Here is a 25,100-nt window from a genome sequence, read left to right as displayed (position 1 = left end):
GAGCTTTAGGAATTAATCAAAAAATGTTGGATTAGGAAATATTATCTTCTACTAATAATACATCTTCATATATTGCAGCGATCGCACAACAAAAATCAACGCTAGTTAAATATACTTCTTGTTCTTTTTCATAAGGGTAAAGTACCCAATGACCTTCCTCATTGCGACGAAAACATTCTACACTCATTCGGTCTGGTGAAATTATTACATACTCTTGTAGCGATTCTAAGTGCCGATAACTAGCGAATTTCTTGCCTCTGTCATAGCCTTCAGTTGACTCAGAAAGCACTTCGATAATTAAGCAAGGATGAGACTTAAAAAATTCAGATTCTCTATCTCGTATATCACATGTCACCATTACATCGGGATAAAAATAGCGATTTATTACATCAATTTGTGCTTTCATGTCTAACATGTAGACACGGCAACTACTACCACGGAGATGGTTTCGTAACAGCATAGCTACATTCATGCTAACTGTGACATGAGCATCACTTGCCCCTGCCATTGCGTAGACTCGCCCATCAATATACTCGTGTTTTATTTCACTTACTTTCTCGCCTTCTAAATATTCTTCTGGGGAGATATAGTATTCACTTTGGCTAATGACCATATTAGTGTGTTGGTAGTTGTATAAAACATTTTAACCAAAACGACAAATCTAATGAGCAACTGTGCCACCAGCCGCCTTTACCTTTTTAAAAAATAGAATGGCAATACCACTGAGCAATAAAGCAATGCCGATAAAGTAGAAACAATCATTAAAAGCCATTATAAAAGCTTCACGACGGACAATGTTAGATATAGATGCGATCGCTTGATTTTGCGCTGTACTCAAATCTGCTCCTCGACTAACAAAATACTGCGTCATTTGGTCAATTCGCTGTTGAGTTTCTGGGTTAAATAGAGATACTGCTTCACCTAATCTATTTGAGTGAAATTGCTCCCTATTAGTTAATAAAGTTGCTAAAGATGCAATCCCTATAGAACCACCCATATTCCGCATCATATTAAATAAACCACTTGCTGAACCTGCTTCTTGTGGTTTCAAACCAGCAGTTGCAATAGAGGTAAGTGGTACCATAATTAGCGGTTGTCCCATTGCTCGTACAAATTGAGACCACCGTAATTGATCTAATCCAGTTTGATAAGTCATTCCCGCGTTCATAAATGCACTAATAGCAAATAAAGTAACTCCCACAGCTACCATTAAGCGCATATCAATGCGTTGCATTACCTTGGGTAAGAAAGGAATAATAAATAATTGGGGAATACCAGCCCAAATTAATACTTCTCCAATTTGTAATGCATTGTAATCTTGAATTTGGGCAAGATACAGTGGCAAGATATAAATTGAACCATATAAACCCACTCCCAGAGACACGTTAACAATACTAGCTAAACCAAAGTTGCGATAACGCAAAAGGCGCAGATTGATAAATGGTTGCTTGCGAGCTAATTCGATAAAGAAAAATAGCGCTAGAAATATTGCTGCTATCACACTTAAACGCACAATTAATGCTGAACTAAACCAATCTTTGCGACTACCTTCTTCTAATACAACTTGCAGCGAACCTAACCCAATCGCCATCGAAATAATTCCCCACCAGTCACCTTGCTTTAATAAATTAATTTGGGGTCTCTCTTGCTTAATTCCATACCATACTCCAGTTAGCATAAATGCTCCTGGAATTACATTTATATAAAAGCTATACTGCCAACTGAAGTTTTCTGTTAACCATCCTCCTAGTGTGGGGCCAATTGACGGTGCAAAAACCGCTGTAATAGCAAAGGCAGCTAATCCAATTGCTTGCTTAGATGGGGGTAAAGTGGTTAGCACAACTGTCATAGCAGTGGGAATTAATACTCCTCCTGCAAAGCCTTGTAAAGCACGGAAGACAATCATAGAATTGAGATTCCATGCCCAAGCGCAGCATACAGAAAATAAGATAAATAGTGCAGTATTAACTAACAGATAACGTCGTAAAGAAAATACCCGCGACAACCATCCTGTTAGGGGGATTACTACAATTTCTGCTACTAAATAAGCGGTAGAAATCCAAGAACCTTCTTCTAAAGTTGCTCCTAAACTCGCTTGAATATCTTGCAGCGAAGCATTTGTGATTTGAATATCTAAAATAGCCATGAATGCGCCAAGCATACTAGCTAATAAACCAATCCAGGTTTTCAGCGGTACACGATCTGGCGGTACAGCAGGATTTTGTCCTTGCTGATGAATTGCACCTGCGTTAGCCATAGTATTGCTCCAGTTTCAAAGTGAAGGAGAAAAAAAGTAATTCAAATTAAAAACTGTTAAATAACCAATTTTATAGTTAACGAAAACTTACATATATAAAAATTTATTGGGTTTTATTAACTGAAAATCATATTTATCTAAAATTATTTATTTAAAAGCTTTGTGTATAAGAGGGTGTTTGAAAAGTGTTTCGCTGTGACTTTAGGCACTTTTAGATCCCCCCTAACCCCCCTTTTTAAGGGGAGAACCGGAATCAAAGTCCCCCTTGTCAAGGGGAGCCACTGTGTTGGGGAGACAGCGCCGTGGGCGGGTTTCCCGACTTGAGGCAAGTGGCGTGGATTTAGAGGGATCTAGAACTTTTGATACCGACAAAAGGACTTTTCAAACATCCCCTAAGCTCATCAACCGCCCGCGTTTGTCTTCTTCGACAATGGTTTGTAAAAATGTGTTGTTAGCATAAATTGGCAGAATTGTTCCCAAGCCAACAAACAACATTGTGAATAAAGAAAGTGGTAGAAATCTAGACAATGAAAAGCTAATTAAACCGAATCCCAAAATTGCTGGAGCGATCGCAATCAATCTACCAATTCCCAAAATTGTTTACCGTGTAGCTAGGTAAATACCACCTGACAAAGCTCCAACTCCAGACGCCCCCATTAAGAACCCCAAAGTTTCTGCACCACCTTTTAAAATATCTTCGGCAAAAATTGGTACTATAATAGTGTTTTGCAGCCCCATAAAGCTAATTAAAGCGGAGCAATAAGATTGCGCGAATTGGTGGAAAGCTAAAAGCATAGACAAATCCCTCTTTGACTTTTTGCAAGGGATTACCATCAGTTACCAAATTTTTCCGAGGTTTAATTTTCATTGCCAATAAAGAGGCAATTACGGCAATGTAACTCAAACCATCAATTAAAATGGGAAAGAGATTTTCGTATATTTGAAGGCAATTTGGTATTACTTGACTTCTACAGCAACTTCCGCAGACATCCCAGGAGTAATTCGGGATTCATAGCCTTGAATGCTCTTTTTGTCGAAAACTACTTTTACCGGGATACGCTGTACGATTTTGGTAAAGTTACCTGTAGCGTTATCTGGTGGTAATAAGGCAAACTGAGCGCCGGAAGCTGGCGAAATACTATCAACGTGTCCAATGAAGGTGTGATGTGGGAAAGCATCCAGTTTAATTTCTACTTCTTGTCCTGGCTGCATCTTTTCTAGTTGGGTTTCTTTGAAGTTTGCAATTACCCAATACTCGTTATCAACGATCGCCATTAACGGTGTTCCTGCTTGTAGGCGATTACCGACTTCCACGTTTTTTCTACCTACCCGTCCGGCACTAGGGGCGGTAATGTTGGTGTAGGATAATTGCAACTGTGCGTCTTTGAGAGATGCTTCTGATTGCGCGATCGCTGCTTTTGCTGCTTCGTACTGACTACGTTTTACTGTTGTGTCTTGTCCGCCAGCGGTAGCCTGTTGCAATCCTCCCTTAGATGCTGCTAATTTCGCTTGGGCGTTAGTTACATTTTCTTGTGCTTGTGCTAGTTGAGACTGCGCTTTAGCTACACCAACTCTCGCAGAGGCTAACCTGGCTTGTGCTTGTTCTACTCCTTGAACAGCAGCGCTTTTTTGGGCTACGGCTACATCATAGGCTGCCCTAGCTGTGTCCAACTGCTGGCGAGGAATTGCACCTTCTTTAAACAAGCTGTTGTAACGGTTATAGTCAGCTTGCGCTTTTTCTAAATTGGCATTTGCCTGGGCTACTTGTGCTTGTGCGGCGGAAATCCCAGCTTGGGCTAACTTCACTTCAGCTTGTGCTGCTGGTATCCCTGCTTGTGCTTCCTGTACTGCTGCTTGTGCCGTAGAAATCGCTGCTACAGCACTGCTGACATCACCTTGCGCCTGAGCTGTCTTACCAGTGGTTGTTTGTGCAGTTAAGGCAATATTCGCTTCTGCGGCTTGGGCTTGACGACGAGCATTTTGTAAGGCGGCTTCTGCTTGCTGCACCTTACTTTGATAATCTTGTGGATCAAGTTTCACTAATAATTGTCCTGGTTGCACCAGTTGGTTATCACTCACCAGTACTTGACTGACGTTTCCCGGAATCTTGCTACTAACTTGGTGGATATGTCCTGCAACGGTGGCGTTGTCTGTTTCCTGGTGGGTAGAGGCATACTGCCAGTAGTGATAACCAAAAGTACCTGCGGCGATCGCACCCACTCCTAATCCTGCCAAAATCAAAACGATGGGTTTTTTACCTTTTGGTTTAACTTCTTTCCTCACCTCTGGCTGGTGATCTACCTCAGTTGCAGGGGCTTCAGGAATTACAATAGTTGCTTGTGCACTTATAGATGTCTCATCTGCTAAAGACTTTGAATCAGTAATCATTTCTTTTTCTAGGATTGCGGCTTTGTGTTTGTTGCGTCCGTTGGAAGTAGTAGCGCCCATGATTGTTAACTCGCTTACTAGATGATTTAATTGATAGTCGTTTATTTAGAATGCGTAATATTCAATTAATAACCTTCCTTTGGTATTTGCTTAGTATACGTAATATTCTCTCAAAACAAATATCAACAGCGCTTCCTCCGGTCGGGTGATTGTGGGATACCTTTAGGAGAGGTTAGTGATCGCCTGATTCAAGAGTTGCGAAAACAGTTCACGCTCAGCTAAGGAAATACCCTGCATCGCTTGGTCACGCAATTCTGCCGAGATTGGAGGTAAAACAGTTTCTAGTTCCTTACCTGCATCCGTTAGCCATATCCGCCAAATGCGGCGATCGTGAGAATCCCTTTCTCGACGTACCAAGCTGCGTTCTTCCATGCGGTCTAGTACACCAGTTAAAGTCCCTCCCACCTGTTTGAGTTTATCCCCAATGCTGGAAGTTGGTAAACCATCTTCTTGCCATAAACAGCACAATATCAACCAGTGAAATGGAGTCAGTCCAAACGGTTCTAGCTTCTCAGTAAACTTGCGACTGAGCAATTGTGATAACAATTTGATTCTGTAGCCCATACTGTATGGTGCAAGAATTTGCTGCCACGACTCCACAGTTTGGGAATAATCGGATGTAGAAACCATTTCGAGAATTGCTTAGTGTGCGTAATATTATCATAACTTGATTAATTCAGTTATGGCAATGCGTAGCGTCTCGTAGAGAAGGACACAAAGAAATAAGAGTTTTAGAGAGTTATTGCGTAAGTCCCACATTAATTGAATCAGTATTATTTATTTGTATTTTTTGAGATTTAAGCTTTCAGGAAAATTTTTATGAAGTTCGGAAATCAAGATAATGACACACTTAAAATATGCTGATGCCTAGTTTTGGTAGATTACTAAGGAAGCACTTGAATCAATCGGTAGTCTTTTACTGTACCGAGAACCCGGTGAGGTTTAGATAATTCAGGAGGCTTTTTTGTATAAATCCAAGCATAGCTAAAAGTAGGTACTTGGGAAATGGTTTCTACTCGTTGAGCGTGAATAGGAGTGTATAAATTCAGCAGTACAGCGTTTTTCCCTCCTACTTGCACAAAATAGATGGGATGAGTTTGGAGAATTGAGGCGATCGCTCTTTGTTGTAAAAAAGCTCTAAAAACAGGGTTATAATCACCTAGCAAACCCATATTACCAGCTACAGCCAAAGCCAACCAACAGGGAATTAACCAACTAGCTACCCAATAACGAGCTGTGAGAAACTTGTAACCAAAATGGTAACGACCAATCCACACCACAGGCATAATTAACCAAGCTAACCCCACAATCAAGCCGAGTGGTGAGTACTTGCGGATATCAGCATTACCACTAGTTAAAGCAACTATACCCCCTAGTATAAGTACAATACCTAACACACCACAGACATAACTAAGGTTACGGGGAAGATCCCTAGCTATCTTTGCAAAGGGAGTTAATAAATTTCTTCTCCCCTTTTTATGAAGCGATTGAGGCGAAATGTTTTGGTATGTAAATCCTATTTGATAAATTCTACCCAACCAATTTAAACCCACCGCCGCAAGCATCGCGATGAAGGGATAAAGGCAAAGACTATAGTGAGGTAAACGAGTTGAGAACAGACTAAGTTCCGCAAACAATACAAGTGGGAAACCTACCAATATAAGATGATAGCGAGGAAGGGGACGGCGTAACGCTAACACTAAGCCTAAAAGACTTAAAAAAAACCAAGGAAATGATTTTAAAGGGATATTCCAGACATAAAAAAATGCTCCATTGTGGTTACGGTCATCGGAACCTAAATCTACAACAAACTTAAACAACTGCCCATAACTCAAATTACCGTAGCGCAGCCAGTTAAACCATAGCCATCCCAAGGTAGGAATTAAACCTACTATTAAACCTAAATACAAAATTGGGTTAGCAAGATGACGATGACGGCGATGTTCCCAGATTAAATAAGGGAATAAAGCCATGATTGGCAACAAAATCATAAAGCTTCTGACTAAGAAGCCCAAACCTAAACTTAAGCCAGCAAGAAAACTCCAAAAATAATAATATTTAGGATGCAATTCAGCTTTTAATAAAGACCAAATAGCTAAAAGTACCAATAAAATCATCGGTAAATCAGGCGTACCTAAGCGACAGTATTGCAACCAAAGAAATTCCACACTCAAAATTGCACCAGCTAACCAAGCTACTTTTTTACCTAGCAAAATTTTGCCGATTTCATATATAAGTAATAGGCTAAAAATGGCAGCTATCATAGTAGGAATTCGTCCACTGGCTTCGCTGATACCAAACAGCTTGTAGGAAACAGCAATTAACCAATAGGGCCCAGGAGTTTTATGATGGGCATTACCCCAAGGAGCTATCCAATCGCCAGAATCCAACATCTGGCGTGCTCGCCAAGCGTACAGCCCTTCATCATGTGCCATAAGGCTATTCTCCCCAGAACTGAATATCAACAAGGGGAGTATCCAAAGTAACAAACTAATATAGGGTAATGCTGCTGCTAGGAGCATTTGCCGCCACATAGGCTGCAACAAGTGTAGTCTATACAACATTGAATTAATCAGAATTGAATGCTGTTGTGTGGATTGCCGATCGCAATTCTCAGTTGTCTAAAATACTCTGTCGTTTAAGAGTCAGGAGACAGGAGAATTATACATTTTGGCTACTGGCTTCTGGTTATTGATTCTTTTGAGTTCGGATATTTCATTGATCAGAGAATCGCTATATAGGTCTTACTTTTATTAAAATATGTTACAGAACACTTGTTCAAAATATTACCTGAAATTGAGTCAATTTTAGGAAAAAAGTTGTGCAAAACAGAGATTTATGATGCTAAGACCAAATGAACGCCTAAAATTAGACGATACAAACGACAAACTGTTTTATGATTATCCTCGCTTCGTTACTCATGTCGATGAAGGATTTATTCAACAGCTAACGGATTTCTACCGCGATCGCCTTCAACCCAACACACGCATACTTGATATGATGAGCAGCTGGGTATCTCATCTACCTGAAGAGATGCAGTTTGCCCACGTAGAGGGACACGGACTAAATGCTGAAGAATTGGCACGTAATCCCCGTTTAAATCATTACTTTGTCCAAAATATCAACGAAAATCCTCAGTTACCTCTGCCAGATCAGGATTTTGATGCTGTTCTCAACTGCGTTTCAGTGCAGTATGTGCAGTATCCAGAAGCAGTATTTTCTGAAATTCATCGGATTCTCAAACCAGGTGGCGTTGCAATTATTAGCTTTTCTAACCGGATGTTTTTTCAAAAAGCGATTCAAGCCTGGCGGGATGCTTCTGAAGCATCTAGAGTTGAATTAGTCAAACGCTACTTCGCCTCAGTTCCAGGATTTTCTACCCCAGAAGTCATTGTCCATAAGTCAACAGCACCAGCTGTTTTACAGTGGTTGGGTGCAGCCGGAGGAGATCCGTTCTATGCTGTGATTGCTCACCGCATTCAATAGTGCTGAGTTATGAGTGAGGAGTCAAGAGTTAGTATATTATTTTCCTTGTGCTCCCCTGCTTCCCCTGCTCCCCTTGCCTTCTGCCTCCTCCAATTAATCACAAAGCTAGAAAACAAGTAACTCTAGATATCCAACAATAATTATCAAAAAGTAAATTTTCTGGGTATAACTGACAGCAGCGCAGATAATTGCCTAAAAGCTCAAGATAAAGAGAACTCAGAGATGATTTTAACCCGTAAGCGTAGAATTTTAGCTGCTTTATTGCTCTCAGTCGTACTACTAACCACAGCTTGTACTCCAAAAGCACCCGGACGTTTTGACCAGGTGCAACAAGAAAGCAGCCAACAAAAGAGTGGTCAAGCGGTTGCCAAAAACGCAACTCAAGGCGAGAAATTTAATGAGTTCTTCCCATCTGCTCAAGCCGGCTACCAGTCCGTCTATACCCAAGAGAAAAAAGGCTTTGCAGAAGCGAAGTTGAAAAAAGATGGTAAAGATTTAGCCATGCTATCTATTTCTGACACCACTAGCATACCGACAGCAGCGGCCAAATTTTCAAATAGCACTAAAAAAATTGGTGGTTATCCAGCGGTGGAACAAGGTAAGACACAAACTGCTGTTTTGGTAGGTAAGTATCAAGTGAAAGTACTCTCTCGCTCACCGTCATTTACAGCGAGCGATCGCGCAAATTGGATAAGTAAATTTAATCTTGATGGTCTAGCCAAACTGAAATAATCTCAACTGCAAACATTCAAATAACAAAACTGATAGGAGATTTTTGTGAGCAAATCGATTTTTGAGTTGGTTGATCAACTTCCAACCAACAACTTAACCATTTCTATGTTAAAATCTCTCGATTTTGTTGCTCCTGGTGAATGGCAAAACACTGTTGGCTTTGTCAACACTATCAAGACCGTTACTGGTGAAACCGACGAAGATTTAATTCAGCAAATAGGCGAACGAGCGATTTATCTTTACAACGATCGCTCTCAAGGATATCAAACAGCCTTGTGGCTTTATCAAACTGTTGATAGTACCGATAAAGCTCTTGGTGCAGCAGCTTTAGCTAACAAAGTTGGTGAGAAAATTCCTCTTTTGGGTTTTTTAAATTCTGTCACTCCCAAGCCTGACAAAGCTCAAACCATCGATTTGACATTGAAATTAGTTGCTGAATTAGTAGCTTTTTGCCAAATTAACGGTATTCCTGGAGACAGTATTGGGGATTTTGTCGCCTCTTTAGGTGAGTATAGTGGTGAATCACTCATCCGCATGGTGGCTTTAATTTGCGTTGATGGTTTGATACCTTTAGGGCCAGATTTCATTAGCAAAGCGATATCCGGTCTTAATCAAACAAATCCCCAAGAGTTAGAAAAAAACTCGACTTTCCAAAACATTAAAGATGTGATTCCAGGCAACAATTCTGCTGGCAAACTAAACTTTATTGGCGAAAGCTTTGACTCAGTTAAAGGTTGGATGAGTAGTGTCGTCAACACTAATAATTTAACACCACAAAAGGTTGTTCATAACTTGCAAGGTTTTGTAGAAATTGCTGATGATAAACTAGACTACTTAGCAGCGTTCTTAGATATGTCAACAAATTACTATGAACATACAGGTACGCAAACTTTAGCACGTCGATTAATTGAACGAGCTGTAGCGGAGATTTAGGCGGGTGGGTAATAGGTAATCATTTGCTACTTGTTAAGAGTGGATGATTATGCGTTCTGGCTGTCAAGCATCAAGAGTCCAGATTCACTATTGACCAAATTTAGTTCTGAGTATTGAGTCCTGAGTTACCGTTCGCCCTTGGCGGCTTCCGCCGCTCCGACTTTTCGCTTGTGGACGGAATCCTTTTATCGGCGAGAAGTATATATACCCCTTTTTAAAGTGAGCTGTCTTTTAACTCAGGACTCAGCACTTGGTACTCAGTACGGGCTAAACCATAGCTATCCGCTCTAAGCGCAGCCATGCCCGCAGGGCTTTACGGTACTCAGCACTCTTCATTAGAAGGCTGTTCCCGGAATCTCAAACAACAATTATGGCAATCCGGTATCATTGTCACGATTTCTGCAAATGGTGATAGTGTTTATCTGTTCCAGGAAGTTGGTGACTTTGCTATGTTTAAGGTATTGACGTATGCTCTTAAACTATTTGCTCTCAAAAAATCCTAGCTTTTTGATCAACAACTTTTTCCCATTGCTCTCAACCCGAAGCTTTGAAACTGCAAAATCGTAAATACGCTAAAACCTCACTGGCACTGAGTCTGGACTTTACCAATGAGTATGGATTTTATAGGAGAACTACTGGATGGACGCTACAAAATCCTGAAACAACTGGGTGAAGGAAATTTTGGTGAAACCTACTTGGCTAGAGATCAAAAACGTCCCAGCAAACCTTTATGTGTAGTCAAGCGGCTCAAGCCAAAGCATACTCATCCAAAGATACTGGAACTTTTTGAGCAGGAAGCAGTGATGCTAGAGAAATTAGGCGAACATCCTCAAATTCCTCGCTTACTGGCTCACTTTGCTGTACAAAATGAACTGTACATTATCCAAGACTACGTAGAGGGAAACACTCTCAGAAAAGAAATTGTGCGGGGAAAGCAACTTGCAGAGAGTGATGTCACAAAGTTGTTGCAGGAAATTTTGGAGGTGCTAGTCTTTGTCCATCAACACAATGTAATTCACCGAGATATTAAGCCCGAAAATGTGATGCGGTGTAAACAGGATGGTAAGCTTTTCTTGATTGACTTTGGCTCCGTCAAAGAACTTGGCACGTTCTCAATTAATCTTCGGAAGTTAATTCGTAACACTGTATTTATTGGCACTTTAGGCTATATACCTGCTGAGCAAGCCAGAGGTAAACCTCGCCTGTGCAGTGATGTCTATGCTTTAGGAATGATGGGCATTGAAGCTTTGACAGGAATTCCCCCCTATCTTCTGCATGAAGATTCCCGAACTGGGCAACCCCTCTGGCGTGACTGTGTACGGGTGAGCGATCGCTTTGCTGATATTCTAGACACAATGGTGTCCGATAACTATACTTTGCGCTATCCATCAGCAGTTGAAGCGTTGCAAGCACTCACTGCAATTACAGTGTTGCCGCCATCATCCTCGCTACTACTCTCGTCTCCATTACCTTCATCCTCAAACCTTAACTCAATGGTTGGATCGCAATTTGATCTCGATTTATTTGAGTTTGAGAAAATTGAGGTTGAGACGACAATCTTACCTGTGCAACAATTTGAGTTTGAGATAGCTACTGTCTCTTTAAAACAATCGTTTGCTTCCACAGCTACCTATGACATTGACCGTACTCCTGGCTTTGCTCAATACTTTATTGAAGATCTAGGTAATGAGATCACCTTAGCGATGGTATCTATTCTTGGAGGGCAGTTCCTTATGGGTTCTCCAGATTATGAACTAGAACGATTTGATTCTGAGAGTCCACAGCATTCTGTAACAGTTCAATCCTTTTTTATGGGTAAGTTTCCAGTTACCCAAGCACAATGGCGAGCAATTGCGTTGCTTCCACCAATTAATCGCGATCTCGAGCCTGAGCCAGCTAATTTTAAAGGGATAAACTATCCGGTGGAGCAAGTTTCTTGGGATGATGCAGTAGAGTTTTGTGCACGATTGTCTCAGAAAACAGGACGAGCCTATCGACTTCCTAGCGAAGCTGAGTGGGAGTATGCTTGCCGTGCCAGAACCACTACCCCCTTTCATTTTGGTGAAACTCTCACCCCCAGCTTGGCAAACTATAACAACAATATCTACAATGCTAGCTCCCAAAGGACGAATTATGGGCAAACGAGCTTAGTAGGAAGTTTTCCAGCAAATGCCTTTGGGTTATACGATATGCATGGCAATGTGTGGGAATGGTGCGCGGATCACTGGCACGACAATTATGAAGGTGCACCCTTTGATAGCAGTGTGTGGTTATCTGACGATGACGGTCAGTCTCGTTTAGTTCGAGGCGGTTCTTGGAAAAACTCTTTGAGGCTATGTCGGTCTGCTTATCGCAGTTGGAATCCTCAAGATGGCCGGGGAAACCTTCTCGGTTTTCGGATTGCAGTATCTTTTTAGTTGCATTGTTATTGCATCGGCTTACATTGTTATTGCATCGGCTTGCAACAATTAGGTTGAATGGATGGGCACTATGATCCATCTTTTTTTGTTTCGCGCATAGACACAAAAGCACAAAAATAAAAAACTCCATCCAACAGGCAATGGAGTTTTAAGCATGGAGAATGAGGAAGAAGGTATCAATGCCCATGACACCAGTTGTCTTAAGTTGGGAAACACACCTACAGCCCTGGCTCCCTTATGCCGCTAACTTTCATGAAAATTGCTAGTTATAAGCTGTTATGCATCTAAATTGCACATTACCTCGATATTAAGGTTGACTGTTAACCGTTAACTGTCAACAGTTAACAGTTAACAATTACAAAGAGTAATTATGCAATTTAGACGCGCATTAGCTTAATTACGAATTAGTCTCCTGTGGAGCTTGTGCAATCGCTGTCAACTTAGCCAAGGACTTAGCTACTGCTACAGCTTGTTCTGATGTCTGATTAGCGATACTTGCAACTTCTAGAATAGATTGGCTAGCAGCGGTTGAAGTTTCTACTTGGTTTGTAGCTGCTTGAGCTAGTTCGTCAATTAGTGCATTCACTTGGGTGCTGATGACGTTGATTTGATTAAGTTTTTGCTGAGTTTCTGCGGCTCCTTTAGTCCCAGCGATCGCCTGATCTTTTCCAGCCTCCATTAATGCTACGATTTCATTATTTGCTGTGTGAATTTCTGCTACTAGGGATTGAATTTCTGCAATGTCGCCATCTAATTGCTGCGCCAGGTAAAGGGCTTTTTCAGCCACAGAAGCATCTCCACCTGCTCCACCAGTACGGGCTGCTTCCAGAGCGATCTTCATGACATGGAATTTGATCTGTGATGTCACCTGAGCGATCAGGCTCACTCCTTGCAAGAGCTTTTGGGAAGGCTGATCTAAGCGCTTAACTCTTGCGGCAGCTTCTATAACTGTTGCTCGGATTGCCCAAATACTGTCTCCAGTCTGGTTCATGCCCTCCAGCCCGTCTTTTAACGTGTCATTGAGTCGCTGCTCTTGGCGTTCAGCTTGTTGGAGACAGAGGAGCATTTCTTGAGCCGAATTAGCCAATGCTTGAATTTGATTGTAGGCAGATGTCACAGACTCCATCTGGCTGAGTGTCTCAGAGGAGAGAGTTTCGACAACAGTTTCACTATCCCTCAGTAGTTCTGATGCTTGATGCTGGAGTGCTTCTTTTTGTTGTTGCTGCTCGTAAAAGGCGGATTCAACAGATTCATATGCGTGTTCTACCTGGTCTAGAAGCCTAGCATGGTCAAGAGCAAATCCCACTTGCATAGCTAACTGAGCGAGCAAATCAATCTCAGACTGCTGCCACTCTCTAGGTGCAGAACACTGATGGGCAATCAGTAAACCAAATAACTGGTCATCTTTGAGAATGGGTGCAACCAGATTCGCCTTCACCGCAAAGGGTTCGAGCTGGCTGATATGACAAGCGCTCAGTCCTGCTTCATAAATATTGTTGGTTGCTTTAACTCGACCTGCCTGATACTGTTCAACGTAGCCTTCAGTAAAACAAGGGTCTTTGATTTTGGCTCGCAATGCTCTAGGAAAGCCTGGAAGTACTGATTCGGCAATCACAGTGCCATACCAGTTGGAATCAAAGCCATAGACTAGCACTCGGTCAGTGCTGATTGCTTTGCGAACTTCATCAACGGTGGTTCTAAGTACATCTTCTTCGTTGAGCGATCGGCGAATTCGCCTGGTAATATCTGCAATTAAATGGGTTTGCATCCCTTCAGCATCAATGCGTTGGAGCAGTCTGGCATGATCAAGGGCAAATCCAACTTGCATAGCTAACTGAGAAAACAAATCAATTTCAAATTGTCGCCACTCTCTAGGTGCAGAACACTGATGAGCAACCAGTAAACCAAATAACTGATCATCTTTGAGAATGGGTGCAACCAGATTCGCCTTCACCGCAAAGGGTTCGAGCTGGCTGATATGACAAGCGCTCAGTCCTGCTTCATAAATGTTGTTGGTTGCTCGAACTCGACCTGCCTGATACTGTTCAACATAGCCTTCAGCAAAACAAGGGTCTTTGATGTTAGCCCGCAATGCTTTAGGAAAGCCTGGAAGCACTGCTTCAGCAATCACAGTGCCATACCAGTTGGAATCAAAACCATAGACTAGCACTCGGTCAGTACTGATTGCTTTACGGATTTCGTCAACGGTGATTTTAAGTACATCTTCTTCGTTGAGCGATCGCCGAATTCGCCGGGTAATGTCGATAATTAATTGGGCTTGGTCGGCTCTGGTATCTATCTGTTCTACAAGCTTGGCATGGTCGAGAGCAAATCCCACTTGCGTGGCGATTTGGGCGAACAAATTAATCTCAGATTGCTGCCAAAAACGAGGTGCAGAGCACTGATGTCCAATTAGCAAGCTGAATAGCTGGTTATCTTTGAAGATAGGTGCAATGAGATTTGCTTTGACTGCAAATCGCTCTAATAACCCGATATGACAATCTTGAAGGTTAGCTTGATAAATATCATTGATTGCTCGGATGCGCCCCTGGCGGTACTGTTCGACATACCCCCCCTCAAAACAGGGATCTGAGACGGTCGCCCACAAAGTCTTTGGTAAACCAGGTGCTACTGCTTCTTCTATAAACGTTCCACTCCCACGGTCGTCAAGGCGAAAGATCACCACGCGGTCTATTTTGAAAGCTTCGCGAACTTGTTCGACGGTTGTTCTCAGGATATCTTCTTGTGAAAGTGCTTCCTGAATGCGACGAGTAACATTCATTAATAACTGAGAACGCTCGGCTTCAGCTTCTTGTTTCCAAATCAACTCTGGCAACTGCTCTTGTAGCAGATTAATATTTGCCTGTAGCGTCACCAGTTCATCTTGATCAGCAACGCTAATCAGAGTTCCCACTTGCTCTCGTTGTAGTCTATTTACTAAAGCAGTAGAAATCTTAGTAGCAGATAGAACTTGATTAGTGGCACGATTTGCCAGGAAAGCAGCGATCGCTCCTGCTGTTAAAGCTATCACCCCAGTCTCAAATAATAGGGATGAATGGTGTTTGTTGAGCGCAAGTTCAACTTCTTGGAGATCTGTCTTACTACTTGTAAATCTAGCTTGGGTGATCTGCCTAGTAATCGATTGACTACCAAGGTAGCTAGCTATCCCAACTGTCAGCACCGGGAGCACAGTTAAGCCGATCGCCCAAACTGTTGCTTTAGACTTCAAACTCCATTGCTGCTGAGGCAAAAGAGACTCTGAACGGCTTGCGGAACTATTGAGTTTTGTCATACGCCTATCAAGTCTACTGTGGGAATTACTCTTAGCAGCTTTGTCTCGGCGAGCAACAGAGCTAGTGGTAGCGCTATTGCTATTAGATTTATCGAAGGAAGGCTGAGTCATGGATAAAACCTCGCCAAGATAAATTGGCACAGCTAGATTGAGTATATCTGCTTTGCAAATCGGTGATGAAATGTCGAGGTGTAATATCCCTGATTAATTCGCCAATCATTTTCATAAACTGCGTACATTCTGGAGCACCAGCATGCATGGAAATTTATTTTTATGTAAATATATTTTTAGCTGTTGGGACAAGGTGCTATTGAGGCAAACGCAACTCTGCTGCGATCGCATATAAATAAGGTTGAAAAATTGCCAAATTTTCTAGTTTCTCAAACTTACCTGTTTGCGAACCTGGGTCAAAGGCAGTGGTAATTACGTAAAGTGTAGTACCATCAAACACAGCATGACTAATATGTTGCTCTTGTACTCCACCTTGTTGCTTGATTCCAGTAAACCCATAGCGGATTCCCTGAAGCTTACCAATGGATACTGTTTGTGCTGGGTAGACTGAAAAAATTATCTGCTTTCCATATCCACTCTGACGATCTTTTAATAAACCAGTGTAATATTCTGCAACCCAAGCCTTAAGTGCTGTTAATACTTGGGTTTGATATGTGGTTTGGTATTCTACCCCAGAACTAGGTGGAATACCTGCTGCTACCAACTGCTTTTGAAAATCCTGATTGTTTGCTAGCGGGTAAACTCCGATCTCAACCGTACCCAAAAGTTCTTCTTTAGAAGAGATACACAACAAGGGTGCATTTCCCTCACAAGCAGCCACTTGCCAGCCAGTTGGAGCAGCAGTTTTTCCCAAGATTTTCTTCCAGATATTTTCCTCACTAGAGCTAGGAAGCTTTACCACAGCTGAGGGTTGTGCCACTTTAGTAGTAGAAAAGTTAGGCAGCAACTTTGCTCCCAGAGGGATTAAAACAAATAAAATAGAACCTAGTAAAAGATGGTATACTCGCAGCATTTTTCCTGAAAATCCATAACTAAAAATTGTAACTTTATGGGTATACAGGAAGATACGTCTGCATTACTTAATTTTACTGAAATTGGTCTATACAAGACTGGTATTGGATTTTTGAAATATACATAGGGTGGGCATTGCCCACTTAGCCCTGTCAAGGTAGTGAGAAATCTGCTTTCTCGGTGCGATTAACAAATAATTTTACTTAGTGCCTTAGTGTCTTCGTGAACCAGCGCTCTTTGGCGGGTTTCCCAACCTAGGCGACTGGTGTTAGCGTAGCGTAAAGCCTGCGGCATGGCTACGCTTAGAGCGACATTAGGAGCGTCACCCGGAGGGTGGTTAATTAAATTAATTTTTGCCACTACAAAGCCACAAAGAACACTAAATGTTCGACGTAGGAACCTAGAAAGATGAAACAAGTGAGATGGAATTCTGAAGAGATGTTGGCTGGATATCAAATCGAAAGACAAATTTGCTTGGATGTTAACTGTAGCGAGAACGTTGTTTACGACGTTGCTTGTGCCTAGCAATTGCTTTACGCTTCTCTTTTTCTATTGGCGTCTCAAAATGACGCTTTTTTCTCATATCCTGGAAAATTCCGGCTTTAGAAACTTCCCGCTTAAATCTTCGCAAAGCTGATTCAATACCTTCATTCTCTCCTAAAACTACTTGCGTCATTCTCATTCCTCCTAATGTGGATGAACAGTTTAAAACTAGAGACAAAATAAAATACTCCAGCAGATTTGAGCCTTTGGCTTCCTCTGCTGGAGACTCTAGATGTGAATTTTTCAGTATAAGGACTTAGTAACGGTTGCGGCGGGCATTATTACCGCCCCAGCTACCACGAGAGGAATTATTTCTTTCTTCACGGGGTTTAGCTTTGTTTACTTTCAAATCACGTCCCATCCACTCAGCACCATCTAGTGCTTCAATGGCAGCTTGTTCTTGTGTATCTGTTTCCATTTCTACAAAAGCAAACCCACGGGGACGGCCTGTTTCCCGATCAGTGGGTAATTGAACGCGATTTACTGTTCCGTACTCTGCAAAAGCCCGCTTTAAGTCCTCTTCTGTAACCTGATATGACAGGTTTCCCACGTAAATTGACATAGAATGTCTCCGAATTCAGAGAGTGTAGAGAGTTAAATTCGGAGAGACGCTTTTTAGAAATCAAAACGGGTTACTCAACCGAAAATAATCCTTATATCCATAAATATAGCATAGCCCTGAATTAGCAACTCATACGGAGTAGCTTTCAAGAATAAAACTTTAAGACAGTTTTGAGAAACTGCCAATAACGGGTTCGTGTTGCCTGCTCTATTTGGATTGTTTAGATGTAAATAGGTGGCTAGCGATCGCCTAAAAGTTTTCAACTTGAAAATAAGGCTGAATTTGAAACCGAAGGATTTAAGGAGTTATGTTTTTTATGAGTGTGGTGGTAATCTTACCATGAACTAATGTCATAAAAGCGCATTCGCACGGAAATTGCCCAGACTCTAGCTATGTGTAAACTGTGCTAAAGCCCTTTCTGCCTCTTGACATAACACCTCGTGATGCTGACTGGTGCTAGCAAGTAAACCACCCCACTGATTTATATCACCAGTGTTGTATTGTAGTGGAGTCCCATCGAAGTGAGTAAATTTACCCCCAGCTTCCGTCAGAATTAATTCTGGAGCTGCTATGTCCCAGTCTTTAGGAGCAGACTTACCGGAAAGGGAAATGTAGACATCCGCCTGTTGTTCAACGATGGTGGCAATTTTACACCCGACACTGCCAACAGCTTTCTGATTTTGACACGGTAGGTGTTGTAGCAAGTAATTTAATCGTTCATTGCGGTGCGAACGACTAACAACTAAGGTTAAATCTTCAACTTGTTTGTTTGAGGAAACTTTTAAGGAAATAGATGCATCACGGGTTTTCACAAATGTACCTCCACCTTTTGTGGCGTAGTACAACTTTTCTGCTTCGGGTACTGCTACTACTGCTAGTATTGGGCGTGTCTTGTTCACTAAAGCAATGTGAATCGCATAATCCCCAGTTTTTTCGATAAAGTCTCGTGTACCATCCAAAGGGTCAATGATCCATACCCACTCAGGAGTGTCCCCACCTAATTGCGATTGATAGGTTTCTTCGCTGATATAGGCAAAGTCTTCATTACCTAAGGCCGCTTGTAAGCTCTCCAAGATGTATTGACTCACAGCTATATCTGCAACTGTGACAGGTTCATTATGTTTATACTGCACATCTAAGTTAGAATTTTTTGCAGTCTCGTGGTAGTAAGACCGCAGTATATTTGCTGCCCCTAAACCTACATCAAGAGCGATCGCTAATATTTCTTGTAAATCTTTCATCAATTTAGCCTTGTCTAACTTGAACTAACTTCAATATTGAGCCTAACTACTCAGTACCCTTTACTCAGAATCCATCCAGCGACGCGTGCCAAAAAATTGACAAGAATCAGCGGCGATATTAGCTGCTTGTGCTAGGGCATCGTTAAAACTTTCTTTTAAAATGTAATTGCAAAAAGCACCGTGGAAAATATCTCCAGCCCCCAGTGTATCAACCGTTTGAACAGGTGGCACAGCTATTACGCCAGTTTTACCGCAACTCAAGTATTGAATTGGTTTTTCTCCGTGGGTAATGGCAATATGAGGAATGCCAAAGGCCTGGAGGTAAGCAAAAACTTCTTCCCTGGTGTGACAATTGGGAGGATAAAAATTAGCAGAACAAACAGCGTAATCAACAAAAGGTAAAACTTGCTCAAATCCAGATTTCCAACTTCCACCATCGATCGCCACTGGGATATGCTGAGCTTTAGCCATTTGAGCGAGCGCACTTCCAACTGTCATCTGATGCCCATCAATAAGCACAATATCGACATTTTGTAAAATATTTGTTGGGATAGATGCGTCACTAATTTGAGTTTTGACAGCATTGATCGAAACTACAGCCCGTTCACCTGTAGCTTTGGTGACAATCACAGAAGAGACGGGCGGTGCTGTAATGGTGCTGGAATCGAGATCAGCGATCGCAACTTTGTAATTTGCCAAATCTTGGCGAATTAGCTGCGTCATCGGGTGAGAACCCACCACACCCAAAACCTTAGCTTGATTACCTAAATAACCGAAAGTAACAGCTGCGTTTGTGGCTGGGCCACCTGCTGCTACAGTATAGTCAGCAGCAACAATCTTCTGATTATTCCTAAGAGCAGAGTCAGCGAGATAAATCAAATCTAAGGTTACTAAACCTACAAATAAACCGTAAAAAGATTTGTCATTAGTCATTAGTCATTAGTCAAAAGTTATTGTATCCCCCCCTGCTCCCCTGCCCCTCTGCCCTCCACTCTCCCACTCTCCCAATTTCTCGCTCATGCAGACCGATCCAAAACCAGGAACACTTTACGTCGTCGGGACACCAATTGGCAACCTGGAAGATATGACATTTCGGGCTGTACGGATTTTGCAAACTGTGGATCTGATTGCTGCGGAAGACACCCGTCATACAGGGAAGCTATTACAGCATTTTCAAATTAAAACACCCCAGGTGAGCTATCACGAACATAATCGTAACAGCCGCATCCCGGAGATATTAGAGCAGTTGGGTAATGCCAAAGCGATCGCTCTTGTCAGTGATGCTGGAATGCCAGGAATTTCCGATCCAGGATATGAATTGGTGAAAGCTTGTATTGAGGCGAATATACCAGTAGTTCCTATTCCTGGGGCTAGTGCTGCTATTACTGCTTTGAGTGCAGCTGGGCTACCAACTGAGCGGTTTGTCTTTGAAGGCTTTTTGCCAGCGAAAACTCAACAACGACAAGAACATTTAGAAGCTTTGCAAACAGAATCTCGCACATTAATTTTCTACGAGTCGCCCCATCGTTTGCGAGAAACTTTGCAAGACTTAGCGCTTGTTTGGGGAAGTGATCGCCAAATCGTGTTAGGGCGGGAGTTAACTAAATTGTTTGAAGAATTTTGGCGGGGAACAATTGCTGAGGCGATCGCCCATTACAGCCAACGCGAACCCCAAGGCGAATATACTTTAGTGGTGGCAGGAAACCCACCTACTCAACTTTTACTGACTCCAGAAGAATTGAAAGCCGAATTGCAACAATTGATTAGTCAGGGAATATCGCGATCGCAAGCCAGTCGTCAATTAGCAAAAATGACTTCTCTTCCTCGTCGTCAACTCTATCAACTAGCTCTTTCTTTAGTCTTGAGTCCCGAATTACCAGATTAAATAAAATAACATTTACGTAATATCTAGTATAAATTTAAAAATGCCAGCAACAAATCCTTTGCTAGAGACGTTGCAATGCAATGTCTCTATATGGTCTACCTCACTGCATTGGCAGCTGGATAGAAATTACTAAATGAGGGCAGAATCAACTTTTAAAATAAGTGGAAATATTAGACTTTTCTTGTGTTCATTACTAGTTAATCTACTTGGATTATCAGCAATATAGTACATTCAGGAAAATTTAGTATTATAATTTTTTTATCTTCTCTGCTGCCGCTGAGAGTATGGTGAACACTAGCATTAATTTGTAGCTAAGTGCTAATTTCATGAACGATAAGCAGCCTCAACCGGATGAATTTCCTTTTAATTCTGGCTGTAGCCTAGGGGAGTTTGGCTAAGTTTGAGGCTACTATTACAATGGAAACTATTGATGATGAGGACAAGGTAAGAATGACCCAAGTGGTTCTAGGAGAGAACGAAGGAATAGACTCAGCTTTGCGTCGGTTTAAACGCCAGGTTTCCAAAGCTGGTATATTAGCCGATGTAAAATACCATCGGCACTTTGAAACACCGATAGAAAAGCGCAAACGTAAGGCAGTGGCAGCTAGACGCAAACGACGCTTTAAATAAAGCTATTTGGTTTGGTACTGGCGTTACTTGAGAAAATAGTTCTAAAACAAGTAACAGCGCGTTGCCATTATTCTTACAATAATTAATCAAAATGTGCCGCACCCCTTATTGGGGTGTCGGTGAAATGCTCTCTCTATAAGCAAGGTGCGTCAAGATTTTATTCTGGTTAGTATAGAGCAGGTTAAAATCGCTGCCCATCAACCAAAATAAACGCCTTAAAACACCATTGAGCTTCTTGTATCAAGTTAATAGGGTAGCATTCACCCACCTCTAAGACCCAGAATTATCGATGGTGCGGCTATTACAAAGATTCATAGCTTTTTCCACTCCCTGTTTGAGGCTTAGCTCCATACACTCAACCACAAACTGAAGTACAAGAGACATAAGTTGAGTTTCGGCAACGGAAAACCGCCCCAGTACATGGGAGACGGCTTCTGAGTTATCGTTATTAGCTGCACCTTTTGGTTTACCAATGCCGATTCGCAAACGGGGAAAGTTTTGCGTGCTAAGATGAGCGATCGCACTTTTCATGCCGTTGTGTCCCCCAGCCGAACCAGACAAGCGCAAGCGAGTTTTTCCCAAGGGCAAATCCATATCATCATAGATCACCAATACTGATTCTGAAGGTAATTTATACCAACTAGTTACTGCTTGTATTGCCTGACCTGAGCGATTCATATAAGTCAAAGGTTTCAGCAAGCGGATTTTACCTCCACCTGGTGCGATTCCTTCGCCGTACTCCCCTTGAAATTTGCGATTTTCCGCTATGGGAATGTGCCATGAACGAGAGAGAACATCCACAGCAGCAAAGCCAATATTATGGCGTGTTTGGTCATATTTAGAGTCTGGATTCCCCAACCCGACAATTAGTTGGGGAATAACCATAGCTGGTTTCGTAACAGCTTCTAACATTTTGCCTACAATCAATCGATATGCAGCACTCTCCTAGCTAGCTTGGGAAGAACTAGCAGTATCCTGCTCCGATTTAACAGACTCAAGTTGCTTAGGTTCCAACTCAGCAGTAGTCTTTACAACTTGTTCCAACTGTTCTGCTTCTTTTTGAAACTCGTTTTGAAACTCCTTAGAAGCATCTTGAAAACTACGAATAGTTTTACCTACACTACGACCAATCTCTGGCAATTTCTTGGGGCCGAAGATTAACAATGCTACTACCATAATTACAGCCATTTCTGGCAGACCGATACCAAATATATTCATTTTTTTCTCCTGTAAGCTCTAAAATTATTCAAAAACCCACATTTGTAGTTTAGTCAATAGTTAGTACTTAGCGACAAATCATAAACAACTGAAAACTGATAAAAAAACCCGGACGAGCCGGGTATAGGTTAACTTGTTAGCTAAGCTTAATCGCTTTGTATCAGTTAGCCGCCTAAACTCCGCCAATCGACAAGTACATCCTGAACCAACAGTGATTTATTGTAAAGTTGCAGAATAATCAGCAGAAACACAAAAAATAGCAACATAAAAACAGCCATTACAGGTGTAGTCCCCCAACCTGGAGCTACCTTGCCATACTCAGAATTCAAGGGCTTCAGGATATCTCCCAACCTAGTCCGTTGTGCCATAGTTCACCTAAGATTACTTGCCAAAGCTTTTTTTAATCTTCTGTAATATTCTATAAGAATAGCACTCATAATCTATCCCTAAATTATGGAACCCGCAATAGTTCTTAGCATTTCTGTAGCTTCTGTGGTAGTTGCCATCACCGGACTGGCAATTTACACCTCTTTCGGCCCTCCTAGCAAGCAATTGAACGATCCGTTTGACGACCACGAAGACTAAGAGGGTCAAGAGGAGCCAGTCACGTGCGGGGGTTCCCTCCGTTGAGTGAACTGGCGTTCTAGAGTCATGAGTTAAAAACTTAAAACTCAAAACTAGTGGCTCACTCAAGCTTGGAATTATTCGCTGGTATCACCTTGAAACTGGCGATTTTCCAGGGTTGTATCGTCAAGATTTGTTGCTGAGATGAGAATTCAGTAGTGTCAGAAGAACGCTCTAATAAATCTACTGTATCTTTAAGACTCAACCCGAAATCACTTTGCAAAGATAACTCGGTTGTTTTTCCATGACATTCATAACACCGCAGAATTAACTGCTGTGGGTTATCTTCTGCTGGCTTAAGCGCCATTAAGATTAAATTTTCAGATGATAAGTCTAGGAACTTAACTCCATCAGGAGTGTTGTTAGCGTAGCGAGGCATAGCCCGTGAGGAATTCTGAGTAGTAAGGGGATTCATTATTACTTGTAGCGGTATATTCAATTCATAGCCACGCCGTACCGTATGAGATGATTCCCAGCTATCAGTATGAGGATACAAGGCATAAGTAAACTCGTGAAAGCCTTTGTCTGCATCTGGGTCAGGCCAATTAGGGCTGCGTAACAGCGTTAAACGTAGTTGATTTGGTTGGCTATCGTAACCGTATTTACAATCATTCAACAAACTAATACCGTAGATATCTGCATCACCTTGTGTATGCCCAGTCAAATCAGCCCAACGTAAGGCTGGGACTTCCCATTTTGCTTGTTCTGCTGGGGTCTGGGGTTTGGTTGGGCGACGAATAGCGCCACAGGGAATCTCATAGGTAGCGAAGTCTGCTTCGATGTTCAAAGGAAAAGCAGCTTTCACTAATACTTGACTTTCTTGCCAATTAACCGTGGAAGCAATTTTTAGCAGAGGTGAACCAGCTTGCAAGATGTAATCTTGGCAAAATTCCGATTCACCCAATTGACGCACTACCCGCACACGACTTTGCACAGGGCCTTGTTCTAGACACTCAATAGATATCAAGCTCGTTGGAGGTAAGGGATGCTGGGCATAATTGGGGTCTATATTCCAAGCATCCCAATATTGACCACTATCTTTAAAAGCTTGCAGTTGATTCCCTGCACCACTCAAAACTTCTCGTTGATAAGCTTTATCAAAAACACTTGATAAATCTCCTGTGTCAGGATTAACTACAACCCGTAAAAATTCATTTTCCAGAATCCATTCTAGGGGAAGAGTAGGAGTGGGTGAAGGAGGGAGGGGGGGAGTGAGGGAAAGCCAGAATATACGGTAGCCTACAGCTGGAATATCAGTTGCAAGAAATAGTAGCGTAGATGGTTCAGATAACTGAGATGCAAGCTGTTTTCCAGAAATATCGTAAATCTGCCATTCCTGGGTAGCTGTTGCTGATGTGGCTAAGGGGACAGAGATTACCTCAGAACGCTGCCAATTGAGAGAATTGAAAACGAAAATAGGTAAACTATTAGGCTTTGGTGGTTCTGGTAAAGTAATGTGAGATGCGATCGCTAAAAGTGACTCATGTAATATCTTCGTTCCTACTTGTTCCACTTGTTGCCACTGAGGCAGTGCATCCAGATAAACTTGAGTAATTGAAGAACCAGGCAAAATATCGTGAAACTGTTGAAATAATACCTGCTTCCAAGCTGCTTCTATCTCTGCTTTGGGATATATCACGCCACAGCTTACTGTTGCCAAAGTAGCAAATAGTTCAGCTTGATATAACAAACCTTCACAACGACGATTCCAACGTTTTTGATCTGCGTGGGTCGTGTAGCAACCGCGATGAAATTCTAAGTATAGTTCGTCATTCCAAGTGGGGAAGGGGGGCAGAGGGGCAGGGG

General features: G+C 42.1%; 24 protein-coding genes and 1 pseudogene. 8 read left to right on the top strand and 17 right to left on the bottom strand.

Annotated features, from left to right (window positions below):
* Positions 1-31: 31 nt before the first annotated feature.
* The 6 genes and pseudogenes from FNW02_RS08570 to FNW02_RS08545 form a co-directional block, all read right to left on the bottom strand.
* Entirely contained in the window at positions 32-613 is a 582-nt protein-coding gene (locus FNW02_RS08570) for a Uma2 family endonuclease (protein ID WP_191757131.1), read from the bottom strand.
* A 48-nt stretch (positions 614-661) separates the two neighbouring features.
* Positions 662-2,257 carry a DHA2 family efflux MFS transporter permease subunit gene (locus FNW02_RS08565; RefSeq protein WP_191757130.1) on the bottom strand — a complete coding sequence of 532 codons (1,596 nt, stop codon included), beginning with the start codon at positions 2,255-2,257 and terminating at the stop codon, positions 662-664.
* 393 nt (positions 2,258-2,650) lie between these two features.
* Positions 2,651-3,173 (bottom strand): annotated as a pseudogene (locus tag FNW02_RS08560) (MFS transporter); the annotation flags it as partial.
* 41 nt (positions 3,174-3,214) lie between these two features.
* Positions 3,215-4,705 carry an HlyD family secretion protein gene (locus FNW02_RS08555; protein WP_191757129.1) on the bottom strand — a complete coding sequence of 497 codons (1,491 nt, stop codon included), beginning with the start codon at positions 4,703-4,705 and terminating at the stop codon, positions 3,215-3,217.
* 162 nt (positions 4,706-4,867) lie between these two features.
* A complete protein-coding gene (locus FNW02_RS08550; RefSeq protein ID WP_191757128.1) occupies positions 4,868-5,335 on the bottom strand; it encodes a MarR family winged helix-turn-helix transcriptional regulator in 468 nt (155 codons plus the stop codon).
* A gap of 254 nt (positions 5,336-5,589) precedes the next feature.
* A complete protein-coding gene (locus FNW02_RS08545) occupies positions 5,590-7,269 on the bottom strand; it encodes an ArnT family glycosyltransferase (protein ID WP_191757127.1) in 1,680 nt (559 codons plus the stop codon).
* A 274-nt stretch (positions 7,270-7,543) separates the two neighbouring features.
* Between FNW02_RS08545 and FNW02_RS08540 the strand changes: the two genes are divergently transcribed.
* From FNW02_RS08540 to FNW02_RS08520, 5 genes are all read left to right on the top strand, one after another.
* On the top strand, positions 7,544-8,191 hold the full coding sequence (locus tag FNW02_RS08540) for a class I SAM-dependent methyltransferase (RefSeq protein WP_191757126.1): 648 nt from the start codon (positions 7,544-7,546) through the stop codon (positions 8,189-8,191).
* A gap of 222 nt (positions 8,192-8,413) precedes the next feature.
* Positions 8,414-8,923: a hypothetical protein gene (locus FNW02_RS08535; RefSeq protein WP_191757125.1), complete on the top strand. Its 510-nt coding sequence runs from the start codon at positions 8,414-8,416 to the stop codon at positions 8,921-8,923.
* 45 nt (positions 8,924-8,968) lie between these two features.
* Positions 8,969-9,856: a hypothetical protein gene (locus FNW02_RS08530; RefSeq protein WP_191757124.1), complete on the top strand. Its 888-nt coding sequence runs from the start codon at positions 8,969-8,971 to the stop codon at positions 9,854-9,856.
* A 299-nt stretch (positions 9,857-10,155) separates the two neighbouring features.
* Entirely contained in the window at positions 10,156-10,359 is a 204-nt protein-coding gene (locus FNW02_RS08525) for a hypothetical protein (RefSeq protein ID WP_191757123.1), read from the top strand.
* Between the two features lie 105 nt (positions 10,360-10,464).
* On the top strand, positions 10,465-12,273 hold the full coding sequence (locus tag FNW02_RS08520; RefSeq protein ID WP_225225528.1) for a bifunctional serine/threonine-protein kinase/formylglycine-generating enzyme family protein: 1,809 nt from the start codon (positions 10,465-10,467) through the stop codon (positions 12,271-12,273).
* A gap of 400 nt (positions 12,274-12,673) precedes the next feature.
* On the opposite strand, the gene FNW02_RS08515 is transcribed toward FNW02_RS08520, so the two are convergent.
* The 7 genes from FNW02_RS08515 to FNW02_RS08485 form a co-directional block, all read right to left on the bottom strand.
* Positions 12,674-15,679 (bottom strand): methyl-accepting chemotaxis protein, encoded by a 3,006-nt coding sequence (locus FNW02_RS08515; protein ID WP_191757122.1) that lies wholly within the window; start codon positions 15,677-15,679, stop codon positions 12,674-12,676.
* 196 nt (positions 15,680-15,875) lie between these two features.
* Positions 15,876-16,592 carry a hypothetical protein gene (locus tag FNW02_RS08510; protein WP_191757121.1) on the bottom strand — a complete coding sequence of 239 codons (717 nt, stop codon included), beginning with the start codon at positions 16,590-16,592 and terminating at the stop codon, positions 15,876-15,878.
* A gap of 185 nt (positions 16,593-16,777) precedes the next feature.
* Positions 16,778-16,951 carry a hypothetical protein gene (locus FNW02_RS08505; RefSeq protein ID WP_191757120.1) on the bottom strand — a complete coding sequence of 58 codons (174 nt, stop codon included), beginning with the start codon at positions 16,949-16,951 and terminating at the stop codon, positions 16,778-16,780.
* Positions 16,952-17,072: 121 nt separating this feature from the next.
* Positions 17,073-17,267, bottom strand: coding sequence for a 30S ribosomal protein S21 (rpsU, locus tag FNW02_RS08500; protein WP_191757119.1), 195 nt, complete (start codon positions 17,265-17,267; stop codon positions 17,073-17,075).
* Positions 17,268-17,390: 123 nt separating this feature from the next.
* Positions 17,391-17,696: an RNA recognition motif domain-containing protein gene (locus FNW02_RS08495; protein ID WP_191757118.1), complete on the bottom strand. Its 306-nt coding sequence runs from the start codon at positions 17,694-17,696 to the stop codon at positions 17,391-17,393.
* A gap of 386 nt (positions 17,697-18,082) precedes the next feature.
* Complete coding sequence (locus tag FNW02_RS08490) at positions 18,083-18,937, bottom strand: 3'(2'),5'-bisphosphate nucleotidase CysQ family protein (protein WP_191757117.1); 855 nt, start codon at positions 18,935-18,937, stop codon at positions 18,083-18,085.
* A 60-nt stretch (positions 18,938-18,997) separates the two neighbouring features.
* Positions 18,998-19,870: a sugar kinase gene (locus tag FNW02_RS08485; RefSeq protein ID WP_191757116.1), complete on the bottom strand. Its 873-nt coding sequence runs from the start codon at positions 19,868-19,870 to the stop codon at positions 18,998-19,000.
* 85 nt (positions 19,871-19,955) lie between these two features.
* On the opposite strand from FNW02_RS08485, the gene rsmI reads away from it, so the two are divergent.
* On the top strand, positions 19,956-20,822 hold the full coding sequence (gene rsmI, locus FNW02_RS08480) for a 16S rRNA (cytidine(1402)-2'-O)-methyltransferase (protein WP_191757115.1): 867 nt from the start codon (positions 19,956-19,958) through the stop codon (positions 20,820-20,822).
* A 450-nt stretch (positions 20,823-21,272) separates the two neighbouring features.
* Positions 21,273-21,452, top strand: a complete 180-nt coding sequence (gene rpsU / locus FNW02_RS08475) for a 30S ribosomal protein S21 (protein ID WP_017655011.1) — start codon at positions 21,273-21,275, stop codon at positions 21,450-21,452.
* Positions 21,453-21,722: 270 nt separating this feature from the next.
* On the opposite strand, the gene pth is transcribed toward rpsU (FNW02_RS08475), so the two are convergent.
* From pth to psbH, 3 genes are all read right to left on the bottom strand, one after another.
* Positions 21,723-22,364, bottom strand: coding sequence for an aminoacyl-tRNA hydrolase (gene pth / locus FNW02_RS08470; RefSeq protein WP_191757114.1), 642 nt, complete (start codon positions 22,362-22,364; stop codon positions 21,723-21,725).
* A gap of 33 nt (positions 22,365-22,397) precedes the next feature.
* Positions 22,398-22,670, bottom strand: coding sequence for a TatA/E family twin arginine-targeting protein translocase (locus FNW02_RS08465; protein WP_191757113.1), 273 nt, complete (start codon positions 22,668-22,670; stop codon positions 22,398-22,400).
* Positions 22,671-22,834: 164 nt separating this feature from the next.
* On the bottom strand, positions 22,835-23,038 hold the full coding sequence (gene psbH, locus FNW02_RS08460; protein ID WP_191757112.1) for a photosystem II reaction center phosphoprotein PsbH: 204 nt from the start codon (positions 23,036-23,038) through the stop codon (positions 22,835-22,837).
* Between the two features lie 85 nt (positions 23,039-23,123).
* Between psbH and psbN the strand changes: the two genes are divergently transcribed.
* Positions 23,124-23,255, top strand: coding sequence for a photosystem II reaction center protein PsbN (gene psbN, locus FNW02_RS08455; RefSeq protein WP_162394685.1), 132 nt, complete (start codon positions 23,124-23,126; stop codon positions 23,253-23,255).
* Between the two features lie 100 nt (positions 23,256-23,355).
* On the opposite strand, the gene FNW02_RS08450 is transcribed toward psbN, so the two are convergent.
* On the bottom strand, positions 23,356-25,100 hold a 1,745-nt coding region (locus tag FNW02_RS08450; RefSeq protein WP_191757111.1), incomplete at its 5' end, for an alpha-mannosidase.

The organism is Komarekiella delphini-convector SJRDD-AB1, assembly GCF_014831675.1.
In the GTDB taxonomy this organism is placed as follows: Bacteria; Cyanobacteriota; Cyanobacteriia; order Cyanobacteriales; family Nostocaceae; genus Komarekiella.
Note: the sequence above shows the minus strand (reverse complement) of the source record. Positions and strands in the feature narration are given on the sequence as shown.